The sequence below is a fragment of the Henriciella sp. genome (assembly GCF_029937755.1).
Taxonomy (GTDB): domain Bacteria; phylum Pseudomonadota; class Alphaproteobacteria; order Caulobacterales; family Hyphomonadaceae; genus Henriciella.
Window position 1 is genome coordinate 188,667 of sequence record NZ_JAPYPG010000006.1, and the last position, 15,057, is coordinate 203,723.

10 protein-coding genes are annotated in these 15,057 nt (G+C 61.3%); 7 read left to right on the forward strand and 3 right to left on the reverse strand.

All coding sequences use genetic code 11. The features are described from left to right. Nucleotides 1–11: 11 nt before the first annotated feature. Nucleotides 12–1,871, reverse strand: a complete 1,860-nt coding sequence (locus Q1K29_RS13985) for a DUF885 family protein (RefSeq protein ID WP_300395721.1) — start codon at nt 1,869–1,871, stop codon at nt 12–14. Between the two features lie 130 nt (nt 1,872–2,001). On the opposite strand from Q1K29_RS13985, the gene Q1K29_RS13990 reads away from it, so the two are divergent. The 3 genes from Q1K29_RS13990 (at nt 2,002) to Q1K29_RS14000 (ending at nt 6,127) form a co-directional block, all read left to right on the forward strand. Continuing rightward, entirely contained in the window at nt 2,002–2,829 is an 828-nt protein-coding gene (locus tag Q1K29_RS13990; RefSeq protein ID WP_300395722.1) for a SapC family protein, read from the forward strand. Between the two features lie 491 nt (nt 2,830–3,320). After that, on the forward strand, nt 3,321–5,447 hold the full coding sequence (locus tag Q1K29_RS13995; protein ID WP_300395723.1) for a protein-disulfide reductase DsbD domain-containing protein: 2,127 nt from the start codon (nt 3,321–3,323) through the stop codon (nt 5,445–5,447). Between the two features lie 26 nt (nt 5,448–5,473). Then, the gene (locus Q1K29_RS14000; protein WP_300395724.1) at nt 5,474–6,127 is read left to right on the forward strand and encodes a redoxin family protein; all 654 of its coding nucleotides are present in this window, start codon (nt 5,474–5,476) and stop codon (nt 6,125–6,127) included. A 64-nt stretch (nt 6,128–6,191) separates the two neighbouring features. Here the strand turns inward: Q1K29_RS14000 and Q1K29_RS14005 are convergent, their stop codons facing one another. Next, complete coding sequence (locus tag Q1K29_RS14005) at nt 6,192–6,716, reverse strand: hypothetical protein (protein ID WP_300395725.1); 525 nt, start codon at nt 6,714–6,716, stop codon at nt 6,192–6,194. Between the two features lie 65 nt (nt 6,717–6,781). Between Q1K29_RS14005 and Q1K29_RS14010 the strand changes: the two genes are divergently transcribed. From Q1K29_RS14010 to Q1K29_RS14025, 4 genes are all read left to right on the forward strand, one after another. Beyond that, the gene (locus Q1K29_RS14010) at nt 6,782–8,473 is read left to right on the forward strand and encodes a peptide ABC transporter substrate-binding protein (RefSeq protein ID WP_300395726.1); all 1,692 of its coding nucleotides are present in this window, start codon (nt 6,782–6,784) and stop codon (nt 8,471–8,473) included. Nucleotides 8,474–8,501: 28 nt separating this feature from the next. Further along, the gene (locus Q1K29_RS14015; protein WP_300395727.1) at nt 8,502–9,605 is read left to right on the forward strand and encodes a DUF3667 domain-containing protein; all 1,104 of its coding nucleotides are present in this window, start codon (nt 8,502–8,504) and stop codon (nt 9,603–9,605) included. 314 nt (nt 9,606–9,919) lie between these two features. Further along, nucleotides 9,920–12,949 carry a TonB-dependent receptor gene (locus Q1K29_RS14020; protein WP_300395728.1) on the forward strand — a complete coding sequence of 1,010 codons (3,030 nt, stop codon included), beginning with the start codon at nt 9,920–9,922 and terminating at the stop codon, nt 12,947–12,949. Between the two features lie 113 nt (nt 12,950–13,062). Further along, nucleotides 13,063–13,794 (forward strand): RluA family pseudouridine synthase, encoded by a 732-nt coding sequence (locus tag Q1K29_RS14025; RefSeq protein ID WP_300395729.1) that lies wholly within the window; start codon nt 13,063–13,065, stop codon nt 13,792–13,794. Here Q1K29_RS14025 and Q1K29_RS14030 read toward each other — a convergent pair. After that, complete coding sequence (locus Q1K29_RS14030; RefSeq protein ID WP_300395730.1) at nt 13,791–15,011, reverse strand: PQQ-dependent sugar dehydrogenase; 1,221 nt, start codon at nt 15,009–15,011, stop codon at nt 13,791–13,793. The genes Q1K29_RS14025 and Q1K29_RS14030 overlap by 4 nt on opposite strands. Nucleotides 15,012–15,057 lie beyond the last annotated feature (46 nt).

Consider the following 15,057-nt stretch of genomic DNA (forward strand, 5'->3'; position numbering starts at 1 on the left):
GGGTCTGAACCCTAGCGTTTCAGCAATTCGCCATACCAGGCTTCCACGTCCGCTTCGACCATGTCGAGCGGGCGGGGGCCACCGGTCAGGACCGCCGAATTGAACGCCGCAGCGTCGAAGCGCCCGCCGAGGACTGCTTCCGCCCGCGTGCGAATATCCAGGATGCGCTGGCGGCCGTAGAAATAGGATGCTGCCTGACCCGGCCACACGGCATAGCGCGCCACTTCCTCCTGCATCTCCTGGCGCGGCAGGCCCGTCGTCTCGACAAGATAGTCGACGGCTTCCTGTCGGCTCCACTGGTCGGAATGAATGCCGGTATCCACGACAAGGCGCGCGGCACGAAACAGGATGGACTGGAGATAGCCGATCCGGCCCAGCGCATCCCTCGCATAGAGGCCTTCGGCGTCGGCCAGATCCTCGGCATAGACGCCCCAGCCCTCGCCATAGGCGGTGTCCCAGATCATCTGGCGCAGCAGCGGGAACCGGCTTTCGGACGCCGATTGGCTGCTCTCGATATGATGGCCCGGCACGCCCTCATGGAAGAGAAGGGTGGGAAGGGAGAAGTCCGGCCAGCCGGCTGTTTCGGCAAGATTGATCTGGACCAGGCCCGGGCTCGAGCCGTTGGCCGTGGCCGGCACATAGCTCGCGCCGGTAAAGGTGGCCTCGCGATAGGCCGGCATACGGGTAATGATCAGGGTGGCTTCAGGCGGCAGTTTCATCACATCCGGCATGATCACCTCGGCATCCGCGAGAATGCCATCCAGCCGGGTGAGGATGGCCTCGCGGCCCTCCGGGGTCGGTTCATAGACCTGTCCTGAAGAGGCCGCGAGCAGGCGCAGGCGATCCGGCACGCTGCCCGCCGTCAGCCCGATCGAGGCAAAGGCGGCGTCGAGTTCGGCGGTGATCGTCTCGACCGCCTCCAGCCCCTCATTGTGGAGGAAGTCCGGCGTGGTGTCCGGCTCCGTATAATAGGCCAGCACATCACGGTAATACTGGTCGCCTTGCGGCAGTGTCCAGACGCCCGGCGCCTCGGGCGCGCCGGTTTTCAGGGTCGCGATCTCATTGGCGAAGGTCACATAGGCCGGGATCACCTCTTCGAGCATAATCTCGGCCGCAGCCCGGCGGTAATCATTGGCGCTGCGATCCTCACGCGGTTCCAGCCCCGCCACGACATTGCCAAAGGTTTGCAGCAGCGGATGGGCATCGACCGGCTGGGCGGCAAAGGCGCGAAGCCGCGTTTCCAGCAGGTCGAGAACGAAGCGCGGCGGGATGATGCCATTGGCGGCATCCGAGACAAGCCGGCGGCGTTCGTCGGCAATCGCGCCGGGCAGGGCGGCAAGCCGTTCGAGATAGGCCTCGGCGTCCTTGTGGCTGGCGAGAGGCTGGCTGGAGATCAGCAGGTCCGGCACATCGACCCAGGCGCCCGACATCGGGTCGACCGCATAGGGCCGTGCCATGCCGGGGCTGTAACGCCCATAGCCATAGGCTTCGAGCGCCGTCAGGTCGCGATATTCCTGCTGGATGATATCGACATGCCGGGCCAGCTGGCTGTCACCCGGAATGGGGGGCACTGCGTTCAGGCGGCTGAGCAGTTCGAGCCTCAGCAGGCGGGCCCGCTCGAAGCGGGCCTGGGAGCGGTCGTCCAGCCGGTCATGGAAGGGAAAGCCGATCCGGGCCTCTTCCATGCCGAGACGGGTTGCGGTTTCCGGGGACAGGGCAAGCTCTGTATTGGCAGTATCACGGAAGGCCTGGTTGATCTCCCGAACGGTGTGGCGGGCAATGCCATCCTCGTTCACCGGCGGCGAACAGGCGCCCAGCCAGCCGGCGCAAAAAAGGCCTGAAATTACAATCTTGTTCAGGTCCAGCTTCATGAATTCTCTCATGTGGAAAAAGCGTGCTTCATGACACCTTCGTCACAGTCGCAGTTTAATGTCTGTTCTCCGGTTGTCGCTTTTTGGCATATCCGGTAAGCCGTGCCGATCAGTTAACAGGAGTTTCCTCGTGGAAAATACACAGCCTGCACAGGGATCGCCGCTTAGCGGACAGGTGCTCTTCTATTCCAATCCCCAGCCTCTGTCTTCCGAGCAGCATGGCGGTCTGGGCCTGAAGCAGATCGAAAAGCCATTTGCCTTCCTTGGCAAGGCGCATGCTGTTCCGCTGACGGTCAATGAATTCGGTCTGGCATCGACGTCCTATCCGATCATCTTCGTCGGTGAGGAGAAGACCCCGATCGGTGCGATGGGTATCCGTCAGGACGAGAACCTGTTCGTGGCCGAAGACGGCACCGTGGCCAGCGATTTCTATGTGCCGGCCTTTGCGCGCCGCTATCCCTTCGTCTTCGCGAACGACCAGTCGCAGGAGCGCCTGCTGCTCTGTGTCGACCGTGATGCGCCGATGGTCTCCAATCAGCCGGACGTGCCCTTCTTCGAGAACGGCCAGCCGACCCAGTACACGCAGAACGCCATGGAGTTCTGCCAGGAGTTCGAACGCCAGCGCCGCAGCACGGAACAGTTCGTGAAGCGCATGACCGAGCTCGGCCTGTTCACCCAGAAGTCGGCCAACTTCCAGCCGCGCGATGCACAAGGCCAGCCGTCAGGTGACCAGCAGCGCATTGCCGAATACTGGGCGATCGACGAGCAGAAGCTCAATGAACTGCCGGATGACCAGCTGGCACAGCTGCACCGTGAAGGCATTCTCGGCGCCTGCTATGCGCACATCATCTCGCTGCTGAACTGGTCGCGCGTGCTGAACCGCGCCATGCAGAAGCAGGCCCCGCAGACCCCGCCGCAGCCGCAAGGTGGCTCGGAAGGTCCGCACCTGCAGATCTAGTCAGCGGGGAAACCCGTTGCTCAGTATCTCAAGATAATGAAAGCCCCGGCCATCTGGTCGGGGCTTTTTTATTGGCCTTGTGGGAACGACAGAGCCTGACCCGCGTCAGCGTTTGCTGAACCAGCCGCCAAATCGGCGGCTTATGGCCAGCAGGACGACAATACTCAGGCCAAGGGCCAAAGCGAAGGCAAGAGAGCTAAAAAGCGGTTCTGACATGAATTGCGCCTTTATATGCGCGTCGAGCCGGACGCTCGGTTTCGTATACAAGCTATAATAGGGGCTGCCCCCGCACAATAAGCGGCGACCACAAATCCGGTTAATCTTGATTGAGATTCCGTCGTTCCAGCCGTCCATGGGGAGCAATGGCTGGAGACAGGGTTGCTGGTGATGCGCTCACGTTTTGGCGAGGTGGTTCACAAACCGCTTGGAACAGTCATATGCCTTGGCAAACAATTGGCGGGAATGCGACAAACCAAATGATGACAACAGGGTTGAAAATTTTCCTGGCCGCGATGGCCCTCTGGCTGGGTATGGCGTCAGCAAATGCTGACCCCGTTGATGGCGGCCATGCCCGTGTTGACCTGATCAGCGAGCGCGCGGTGGCCACACCCGGGGAGACCCTCTGGCTCGGCTTCAGCTTCGAGATCGACGAGAACTGGCACATCTACTGGAAGAATGCTGGCGACGCGGGAATTCCGCCGCGGATGTACTGGGACGAGGAAACCGGGCTGCCTGTCGACCAGATCGGTGAGATCGAATGGCCTGTGCCGCATATGATCCCGGTCGTCGAAGGCGAGATCATGGATTATGGCTATGACGACCGCATTGTCCTGCCATTCCCGGTCACTTTGCCGGAGAGCGCCGAAGATGCGATGCGCTTTGGCGGGACACTCGATTATCTGATCTGCAAGGACATCTGCATCCCGGAATCCGTCGAGCTGGAGCTCTTCCTCGATGTCGGTGAAAGCCAGGTCCCGGACATGGAAGGGGCCGAGCTGATTGCGGGCGCGCTTGAAAAGGTGCCGCCGCAATTCGAAGGCGAAGCGCGTCTGACGCGTCAGGGCGATAGCTGGATCCTGTCGCTTGCGGGGGGGCAGGTCGCTGGACAGGTCGGAGACGCCCGCTTCTTCCCCGACACTCATGACATTGTCCACGCTGCTGACCAGCCGTCAGAGTTCGGTGATGAGGGGCTGCGCCTGACATTGAAGCCAGATGCTGACGCCATACCGGAGACGCTCTCCGGCGTCGTCACGATCGGCCAGGGTGAGAGCGAGCGCATCGCGGTGCGCATCGAGGCGGAGCAAGGCGATGCGCTGGAGGGCACGACCGGCATTGCCGCGCCGGCTGCCCGCAACGGGGCAGGCGAAGGCGCCGGGAGTGGACCGAATTTGATCCTGCTGCTGTCGGCTGCGCTGCTGGGTGGGCTGATCCTCAACCTGATGCCGTGCGTCCTGCCGGTCCTGTCGATCAAGGCGGTCGGCATGGTGCAGGCCGCGGCCCGGGGCGAGAAGGCGCATCTGCGCGCGCATGGCCTCTGGTATACGGCTGGTGTGCTCATCTGCTTCGCGGCGACCGGCATCATCTTTCTGGCACTAAGGTCTGCGGGCCAGTTCGTGAGCCTTGGCTTCCAGCTGCAGTATCCGGCCGTGGTGGCAGGGCTCGCCCTGCTCATGGTGCTGATCGGACTATGGCTGCTCGGCCTCTTTAATCTCGGCACCTCTATGCAGAATGTCGGCTCCGGCCTTGCCGACAGGCGGGGCAGTGCGGGCGCTTTCTTTACCGGCGTTCTGGCAGCAGTTGTCGGCGCGCCGTGTGTCGGTCCGTTCGTGGTTGGCGCGCTGGGGGCTGTGCTCGACAAGCCGGCGGTGACCGTCATGGCGGTCTTCCTGATGCTGGGCTTCGGTCTGGCGCTGCCTTTCCTCATCCTGAGCTTCGTGCCCGGCCTTCACCGCACGCTGCCAAAGCCGGGGCCGTGGATGGAGCGGCTGAAGCAGGCCTTTGCCTTCCCGATGTTCCTGACGGCGGCCTGGCTTGTCACTGTGCTCGGCAACCATCCGGCAGCCGGCGCGACCGCTTTCGGCGCCGTTATCCTCGCTTTCGGGGTCTGGCTGATCAGTGTCTCAGGTGGCAAGTTCCGTATGCCGGTCCTGGCGGCCGGCGCAGCCCTGGCCGTGCTCGCGATTGGCTGGCCGATTTTGACGGGCCTGCAGGAGGGCCCGGAAGCGGGGCAGACGGAGTCCTATGCCAGCGTCACGCCGGAACCCTGGTCGCCGCAACGGGTGGATGAATTGCTGGCCGAGGGGAAGGGCGTCTTCGTGGACTTTACGGCGAGCTGGTGTGCAACCTGCCAGGTCAACAAGCGCACCACATTGACAAGGGCGGATGTGCTCGATGCCATGGCTGACGCGAATGTGAGCTTCCTTGTCGCGGATTTCACTCGCCCGGATGACGAGATTGCGGCAGAATTGAAAAAACGTGGAAGCCCGGGCGTGCCGATGTATCTTCTCTATGCCCCGGGGGCGAGTGAGCCGGACATCCTGCCAACGCTGCTCAACCCCGCCATGCTGAAGCGCAGGCTTGGCGCGTTCGAGACCGCTTCGCTCGAGCCTGACCAGTAACCCGTCCCCTCAAGGAGACTGATCCAATGCCGACCCTTACCCGCAGAAACCTTAGCCTTGCTTCCGGCATGGCCGCCGCCGTCGCGCTGAGCGCGGCCGCGCTTATCGCCTTTTCCGCAGAAGCCTCGCCCGCCCCGGAGCCGGGCACGCTGGCGCCTGACTTCAGCGGCACCACAACGGATGGCGAGACGGTGTCGCTGTCGGACTTTGACGGCAAGACCGTCGTCCTGGAATGGACCAATGATGGCTGCCCCTTCGTGCAGAAGCATTATGCCGAGCCGCCGATGAACATGCAGAGCCTTCAGGTGGATGACGCCGCTGGCGATGATGTCGTCTGGCTGCAGATCATCTCGTCTGCGCCCGGCAAGCAGGGCCATGTTTCCGGTGATGAAGCCGAAGCGATCAATGAGGGGCGGGATGCTGCGCCGGACCATGTGATCCTTGACCCGTCAGGCGATATCGGCCGTCTCTACGATGCGAAGACCACCCCGCACATGTTCGTCATCAGAGGTGACCAACAGGTTGCTTATGCCGGCGCGATCGACTCCATCCGCTCGGCCCGTGTCGAGGATATCGCGAAAGCTGACAATTATGTCCGCGAGGCGCTGGCCGCCGTCGAAGCCAGTGAGCCGGTCGAGGTCGCGTCGTCGAAGCCTTATGGCTGCTCGGTGAAATACTAGGCTCGCAAGTCAACACTGCCAGGAAACCGTCGGGCGCAAGGCCCGGCGGCTTTTTTCCTGGGCGCTAACGTACGCGCTCGACCCGGAAGAGGACGCCGTCGTCGAACTTCATCATGTAGCTGCCCAGCGCGGCGGACTTGATGGTCGCTTCCTCGACGCCGCGTTTCTTGGAGTAGTAGACGCGCTTATTGTCGATCTGCCGCCACACCTGTCCATTCTCCAGATAGACGATAAAGCCGCTGCGCGCCTGTTCTACACGCGAGACGGGCAGGGTCAGCTGGTCGATATCGTCCTCGTCGTCTCCGCCGAAGACCGAGGCGGCGAAATTGGGCAGGCTCGGGATCGAGAAGCCGAAGGACTCCTTCTTCACCTGCTTGACCTCTTCGCGACTCACGGTCACGACCTCGCCGGCTTCTTCAGCAGATTTCAGCCGTCCGACGGCGGCATCATAGCAGGCGAGGCGGTCTTCATCGGTCTCGATCTCGGCGCAGGCATAGACCTCACTGGTGGAGGCGGAGCCGGTTTCCTGAGCCTGGGCAGGCAAGACCGTGCTCACGATCAGGACGGTGAAAGGGAAAATATGTCTCATACGTGTTCATCCGCTGCTCAACTCTGCCGCGCTATCTTTCCAAGCGCCAAGTTGCATGAAACACTATGACAGTCAGGAAATCACGGGAAGACATGATGAAATCCATGAAGATGCCGCTCTGGGGGGCTGCTGCGGCGGCCATGATGTTCACGGTTGCTGCCTGTGGTGGCGGCGGTGGCGGTGACGATGACGCAGCCGTCCTGCGGCGCGGCATTTCGGCCAAGGTCGATACGCTCGATCCGCACCGCTCTTCGGCCAAATGGGAAAACATCGTCATTGCCGACATGTTCACGGGCCTGATGCAGTCGGCGGCCGATAATGAGCCAGTCCCCGGCATGGCCACGGACTGGCAGGTCAGCGATGATGGCCTGACCTGGACCTTCGACCTTCGCGAGGATGCGGTCTGGTCAGATGGCGAGCCGCTGACGGCAGAGGATTTCGTCTACGCTTTCCGGCGCATCCAGGACCCCGAGCTTGCCTCGCAATACTCCTCGCTTCTCTACATCGTGAAGAATGCCCGTCAGGTGAATGCTGGCGACCTGCCGCCGGAAGAGCTTGGCGTGCGCGCGGTCGACGAGCACACTTTCGAAATCACGCTGGAAGAGCCCGCGCCCTACCTGCTCGGCCTGCTCACCCATTACACGACCTATCCAGTGCCCAAGCACATCGTCGAACAGTATGGCGAAGCCTGGATTCAGCCGGAGAACATTGAGGTCAACGGGGCTTACAAGCTCGCCTACTGGCGGACCGGTGACCAGATCGTCTCGGAGAAGAACGAACTTTTCTATGCCGCCGACGATCTCTGCTTCGACCGCGTGGCCTATTTCGAGCTGGAAGATGCCGCTGCCGTCGAGCGCAAGATCGAAGCCGGTGACATGGACATCAACAATGGCTTCGATGGCGGGCGCACCAAGGAGCTCGAGAAGAAGTTTCCGGGCTGGGTCCGCACCACGCCGGGCCTGATCACGACCTACTGGACCTTCAACTCCAGCCAGGAGCCGTTCGACGATGTGCGGGTGCGCAAGGCGCTGGCACTGTCACTCGACCGCGAATTCATCGTCAACAAGGTGCTGACGCCGGGCTATGTGCCAGCCTATGCCTTCGTGCCGCCGAAAATGAGCAATTATAACGTCGATCGCCCACAGGTGAGCTTCAAGGACCTGTCGCGCGAGGAGCGGCTGGCCGAGGCGAAGTCCCTTCTGGAAGAGGCCGGCTATGGCCCCGATAATCCGCTGACTTTCGAGTTCATCCACCGCTCGACCGATGACAACCCGAAGGCCGCTCCGGTTGCCCAGGCCAACTGGGAAGAGATCGCTCCCTGGGTAAATGCCGAAATCCTGCGCCAGGACACCAAGGTGCTGTATGCGCGCCTGCGCCAGTCCGACTTTGAAGTGGCCGATGGCGCCTGGGTCGCCGATTTCGATGACCCGATCAATTTCCTCTACCTGCTCGATTCCGAGACCGGCCAGCAGAATTATGGCCGCTATGACAATCCGGAGTATGATGCGCTACTGGAGAAGGCGAGCCAGATCCGCGATCTCGACGAGCGCGCGGAAATCTTTGCCGAGGCCGAGAAGCTGATGCTTGAGGATTACCCGATCACGCCGATGTGGGTCCAGGTTACGAAAAACCTGGTCGATCCGGACATCACCGGCTGGGAGGAGAATGCGCAGGACAACCACCTGTCGCGCTGGCTCTGCAAGCCGGGTGTTGAGGATGGCGGCGACGAGGTCGCTGACACCTCTCAGGAAGGCTAGGCCGGACCGCCTTTGAGGGGAGGGGGAGATGTCTGACGAAATGGAGGTTGCCGGCTTGGCGTCGCTGGGCGGGCTATCGGTTGGCGGCAAGGCTGATCTTGCCGGACAGCCTTGCCGTAATTGCGGGGAAGTGGTCGAGCAGCGCCATTGCCCGCGGTGTGGCCAGCTGGCGGCGAGCTATCACAAGCCCTTCTACTCGCTCGTAGCCGAGACCGTCTCCGACAGTCTCGCCATTGATGGAAGAATCGCGCGGACCCTGCCACTCCTTCTGTTTCGGCCGGGCGTGCTGTCGCGCCGCTACAGCCGTGAAGGCAAGCGGATGCGCTATGTGCCGCCTTTCCGGCTCTTCCTGCTGTCGAGCCTTCTCTTCTACTTTGTCGTCTTTGCGTTCCTCAATCAGGTCAACTGGCTCGATTTCGCCAATGAGAATGTCAGGCTCGAAGGCCAGGAGCTTTCCGAGGAAGACCTGACGGAGCTGCGTGAAGCCTTTGTCGGTCCGACCGGTGAGGTGAATGAAGAACGGCTGGACGAATTCCTGCGCGGTTTACGTGATGGCGCTGCAGCGGATGAGGCCCTGTCAGACTCCGGTGAGGACGGCGCGCCTTCCCCGGGCGGGACCGAAGACGTTACGTCGGATACGCCTGGGACGGCAGATACAGGGGCCGGGGAAACGGCCGAATCGCCCGGTTCGTCCGCAGCTGACGATGATATGTCCGAGCGTGTCGAGCGGATTATCCAGCAGCCGCGTGTCTTTGTGTCAGCGGTGGAGACTTGGCTGCCCCGGCTCAGCCTTCTGATGGTGCCGCTAACCATGCTGGCCCTGTCGATAATGTATTTCTGGCGCCGGCGCATCTATATCTATGATCATGCGATCCATGCGCTGAACCTGCATTCGTGGATGTATATGACCGCCACGGTCGCAATGCTGGCGGGGCTGGTGATCGGGTCGGACCTTGCCACGCTCGCCTTCTTCATCGCGATTCCAGTCTATGTCACGTTCAGCCTTCGGGGCGCCTATCAGTCAGGGTTTTTCACGAGCTTCCTGCGCATGATGCTGCTCTGCATTTTCTGGGTGATCGCGCTATCGGTCCTCAGTATTGGTGTCGTGGTGGCAAGTGCTTTGTCTGTCTGAGCGGCGACAGATGGCATGCAATGCTTCTGAAACGGGCGCCGGATGTGAATAATCTACTGTAGCATTGAAGGAATTTGGCAGAAAAAGCCCCTCTGTGCTGCAACTTGGCAACACTTTGATAAAAGCGGTCATCTTTCTGACAAGAATGAGTTGACCAACCCACGCTTAACCTCAACCGTGGGCACGTTGTCGCGGGCTCGGGCGTCCGTGCGACGGAGAATTGCTCTGTTTTGAGGAGATGGAGGACATTGTCCTCATCAGAAACGCAAAGTCAGGGTGTCTCTATTCACAATGGGTAATATCGGAGGTTCCACGTGATTGGAAACAAATTGAAGACGCACTTGCTGTCGTCTGTCTTTGCGGGGGCGGCTGCGCTCACGCTGGCGGCGCCGGCTTATGCGCAGGACGACGTCGAGCGCGTCGATCCCCCCGCGTCAGTTCAGGAAGATGATGTCGCTCGCCAGGAAACGATCGTCGTTACCGGCTCGCTCATCCCGCAATCGGGCAACCTGGTAGCAACCAGCCCGGTCACCGAAATCGGCGCCGAGCAGTTCGACATCCGTGGTACGCTTAAGGCTGAAGACCTGATCAACACGCTTCCGCAAGCGTTTGGCGCCCAGGGCTCCAATCTTGCCAACGGCGGCACCGGTACGGCCTCCATCAACCTTCGCGGCCTCGGTTCCGAGCGTACGCTGGTCCTGATGAACGGCCGCCGCCTGCCTTACGGCTCGCTCAACATCTCCGCTCCGGACATCAACTCGATCCCGACCCAGCTGGTCGAGCGCGTTGACGTCCTGACCGGCGGTGCCTCGGCGACCTACGGTTCCGACGCTATTTCCGGCGTTGTGAACTTCGTCATGAACGACGATTTCGAAGGTTTCCGCATCGACAGTAACTACAGCTTCTTCCAGCATAACAATGATGGTGAGCTTCAGGGCCTGCTGCAGGAATACGCAGCGATCAACCCGAGCCAGTTCCGCGTTCCGAGCGGCAGCACGGTTGATGGCGAAGCTGTCGACATCACGATCATGGCTGGCGGCAAGTTCGACAACGGCCGCGGTCACGCCATGGCCTATGCCGGCTATCAGAACGTCAACGAAGTCCTTCAGGGCGACCGCGACTATTCGCAGTGTGCTCTTGGTACGCGCGCCGGCGGCAACGAGTTTGACTGTGTCGGTTCGGGCACGAACCAGTTCACCAACCTGCTCAGCCTGGGCGGCAACCTGCCGGACGGCGCATGGGGGCGTGTTGACCCGACTGGTTCCGGCGACTTTATCGCTCGTGACTTCTCGACAGATACGTTCAACTTCAACCCGTTCAACCACTTCCAGCGTCCAAACGAGAAGTACACGTTCGGTACGTTCCTCAACTACGACATCACTGAGGACATCGAAGCCTATGGCGAGTTCATGTTCGTTTCCAACGAAACGAACTCCCAGATCGCACCGTCCGGTGTGTTCGGCTATGGTGTGACCGGTGGCAATGGCGGTCTGAACTGCGACAACCCGTACCTGTCCGACCAGCAGACGTCCTATATCGGCTGTGACGGTCTTGCACCGGACGCTGTTGTCGGTGTTGGTGACTATCTTGCCCTCCGCCGGAACGTCGAAGGTGGTCCGCGGAACAATGACATCCGTCACCAGACCTTCCGCAACGTGATCGGCATTCGTGGCGATCTCGGCGACACGTCAATCGGTTACGACATGTATGGGTCGTTCTCGAAAGTCGTCCGTAGCGAAACCTACAATAACGACCTGTCCATCGCGAAGCTGACCAAGGCGCTCTATGCGGTGCCGGACGGCAATGGCGGTGTGGCCTGTAGTGTCAACGTTGACGCTGACCCGACCAATGACGATCCGGCCTGTGTGCCGTACGACATCTGGTCCGGCAATGCGCCGGATCCGGCGGCTGTGAACTACATTGTCAGCCCGCTCAACCGGAACGGCGATGTCACGCAGACCGTGCTCTCCGGCAAGCTGTTCGGCTCGCTGGCTGATGTAGGCATTTCTTCGCCAATGGCCGTCGACGCGCCGGGCTGGGCTTTTGGTGCCGAGTATCGTCGTGACACGATCGACTCCAACCCGGACGCAAACTTCCAGTCCGGTGACGGTGCAGGCCAGGGTGGTCCGACGACGGCCATCTCGGGTGCGCAGAACGTGGTCGATATCTTCGCAGAGCTCGATATCCCGCTCGTCCAGGAACGTCCGGGTATCTATGACCTGAACCTCGATCTCGCCTATCGGAAATCGTTCTATGACGATGTCGACTCCGATGCATACAAGGTGGGTGTGGGCTACGCTCCGACGCCGGACGTCCGCTTCCGCGGTTCGTTCCAGCGTGCTGTGCGTGCTGCGAACATCTTCGAACTGTTCGACCCGCAGTCGATTGGTCTCTTCGACCTGACCGGCGACGATCCGTGCGCAGGGCCGAATCCGACCTTTACGGTCGACCAGTGTGCGAACACCGGCCTTGACCCGGCGAACTACGGCTCAACCGCCCTCGAGAACCCGGCTGGTCAGTACAACACCTTCGGTGGTGGTAACCCGGATCTCCAACCGGAAGAATCCGATACCTTCACGGTTGGCTTCGTTGCGACGCCGACCATGCTGGACGGTCTGACCGTGTCGCTCGACTACTTCGACATCGAAGTGGAAGGCTACATCAACACGGTTCCGGAAGAGACTTCACTTCAACAGTGTGGCCTCACTGGCGATGCCTTCTTCTGCTCGCTCGTCAACCGCGGCGCGGGTGGCACTCTCTGGGCCAGCCAGACCGGCTTCATCACTGCAACCAATGTGAACACCGGTAGCCTCGCAACGAGCGGTTATGACCTGCAGGCAAGCTATGCTTACGATGCTGGTACCGCTGGTATCTTCTCGTTCGACTATACCGGGACGTTCCTGGAAAGCCTGGAATTCCAGGCGCTTCCGGATGCGTCTGTCACCCCGCCGGTTGACTGCGTCGGTCTCTATGCAGGCCGCTGCCAGACCAACTTCGGCAACGGTGCGAACCCGGAATACCGCCACAAGACCAGCGTGACCTGGGCTCCGATCGACGGCAAGCTGTCGCTGACGGGTACGTGGCGTTACTTCTCCGAGGTTGAACTCGACGGTGACGAAGGTGCGATCAACGAGACCATGGACACTCAGAACTATCTGGACCTCTCTGGCTCGTACCAGCTCCTCGACAACATGTCGGTTCGTCTCGGTGTGAACAACATCACCGACGAAGATCCGCCGCTGTCCTCCGAAGTCGGTACGGCTCCGGGTAACGGCAACACCTATCCGCAAGTCTATGACGCGATGGGTCGTTACATCTTCATGGGTGCCTCGATCGACTTCTAGGTCTTTCGGGTAACCGGAATGAAATTGGGGAAGGGCGGCTTTCGGGCCGCCCTTTTTCTTTGCGCCGCCGCTGGCATTGCGGGCGGCTGGGCAAGCAGCTATGAGCGCGAGCCATGGCCCGAAACCGCCCCGTTCCCAATGTGAAACCCGAGGATGCCGCCTTCATCCGGTCGCTGCTGATGCATGAGGACGACAAGGTGCTTGTCTTCAACAAGCCGCCAGGCCTCGCCGTGCAGACCGCTGGCGGGCGGGGGCAGTCGGTCGATTTCTTGCTCTGGGCGTTCGCGAAGTCGAATGGCAAGCGACCGCGTCTCGTTCATCGCATCGATTCCGGCACATCGGGCGTTCTGATCGTCGCGAGGACACAGCCGGCCGCAGCACACCTGTCGGAGCAGTTCGCGAAACGCCGCGCGAAGAAGACCTATCTGGCGCTGGTCTCCGGACAGCTGCCTGAAAGCGACGAGGGCGTCATCGATACACCGCTCCGCAAGGTGCCGTCGGATCGTGGTGGACGGGAGAAAATGGTTCCGGCTGAAGCCGGACAGAAAGGCGCGCTCGAAGCCGGGACCGACTGGCGTATCGTCGCGCGGTCGGGCGTCCACGCGCTTGTCGAGGCAAGCCCCGTAACCGGCCGCATGCACCAGATCCGGGCCCATCTCGCGGCGCTCGGCTGCCCGATTCTGGGAGACCGCATCTATGGATCAGGAAAGCTTTCGGCCCCGCGGCTGATGCTGCATGCCGCCCGGCTCGTCATCGCCCATCCCGATGGGCAGGAAATGGCATTGGAAGCGCCTCCGCCCGCGGACTTTGTCCAGCAGGCAGAAGCGTTGGGTCTTGAAGCCTAGCTGTCGGTTTCGCCAGCCGGGGTCAGCTTGATCAGCCGGCCACCCGGATCGTCTTCAAGCACATAGATCGCGCCGTCAGGACCTTGCTCGACTTCGCGGATGCGCTTGCCCCATTCATAGCGTTCAACCTCGTCTGCCGTCGTCTCCATTGTGCTGGAGGTGCCGCCGGAGCCCTGATTGTCGAGCGGGGTCTGCTGGAATTCGACCCGGATCAGTGCTTGCGAAGACAGACCGCCGATGAAGGCGTCGCCCTGCCAGTCGGCGAACATGTCACCATCATAGATGATTAGTCCGGCCGGGGAGATCACCGGCGTCCATGAAACGGCCGGATTCTCGTAGATCGGGTAGGACTCATGGTCTCCGAAGAATGGCTTGCCGTTATAGTGCTCGCCATTCGACACCTGCGGATAGCCGTAATTCTCACCCTTCACGATCCGGTTGAGCTCATCGCCACCCTTCGGGCCCATTTCGTGCGCCCAGAGCTGGCCATCGGCATCGAAAGCAACGCCCAGCATGTTGCGGTGCCCAAGTGACCAGACGGTGTCGGCCACCGCGCCATTGCCATAGAACGGATTGTCTTCGAGCGCTTCGCCATCGGTGGTCACACGGATGATCTTGCCGAGATTCAGCTCCATGTTCTGGGCCGGGCTGAACTTCTGGCGCTCGCCGGAGGTGATGATCAGATTGCCATCCGGCGCAACAGCGAGACGATGACTATAGTGGCCATTGCCCGGCACCTTCTGCGACTGTTCCCAGATGCGGGTGCGGTCGGAGAGGCTGCCGCCATTTTCGGTAAGGGCCAGTGTCGCCTTCTCGACGACTGCGCCACTCAGGCTGTCATCTTCTGGGTCGCGTTCGACATAGGAAACGAAGACGGTGTTGTTCGAGGCGAAGTCAGGATGGATGATGATGTCGCCGAGGCCGCCCTGACCGCGCATTTCGACCTCAGGCACATTGGAAATCTCGCCAAGCTTCGCGCCGTCGGTGTCGAGCAGCCAGAGATCGCCATCCTGTTCGGTGACGAGGGCGCGGCCATCCGGCAGGAAGGTCATCGCCCAGGCGCCGTCAAAGGTTGCCAGCGCTTCAGCCATCAATTCGGTGCCTTCGGTCCCGGTGACCGACATGGTCTCGCTGCCATCGGTCTGCGCGGTTGCGCAGGCAGCCGCGGCAACAATGGAAGTTGAGAGAAGGGCGGTACGGAAAATGCGATCCGACATGAAGAAACCTTTCAGGCGTTGGAGGGGACCTGAGCCTTTCAGCTAT

Bases quoted from the DNA above. Each gene is read 5' to 3' on its own strand.
- Q1K29_RS14015 (WP_300395727.1), top strand. From the start codon at position 8,502: ATGTCTGACGAAATGGAGGTTGCCGGCTTGGCGTCGCTGGGCGGGCTA.
- Q1K29_RS14000 (WP_300395724.1), top strand. From the start codon at position 5,474: ATGCCGACCCTTACCCGCAGAAACCTTAGCCTTGCTTCCGGCATGGCC.
- Q1K29_RS14025 (WP_300395729.1), top strand. From the start codon at position 13,063: ATGGCCCGAAACCGCCCCGTTCCCAATGTGAAACCCGAGGATGCCGCC.
- Q1K29_RS14010 (WP_300395726.1), top strand. From the start codon at position 6,782: ATGACAGTCAGGAAATCACGGGAAGACATGATGAAATCCATGAAGATG.
- Q1K29_RS14030 (WP_300395730.1), bottom strand. From the start codon at position 15,011: ATGTCGGATCGCATTTTCCGTACCGCCCTTCTCTCAACTTCCATTGTT.
- Q1K29_RS14005 (WP_300395725.1), bottom strand. From the start codon at position 6,716: ATGAGACATATTTTCCCTTTCACCGTCCTGATCGTGAGCACGGTCTTG.
- Q1K29_RS13985 (WP_300395721.1), bottom strand. From the start codon at position 1,871: ATGAAGCTGGACCTGAACAAGATTGTAATTTCAGGCCTTTTTTGCGCC.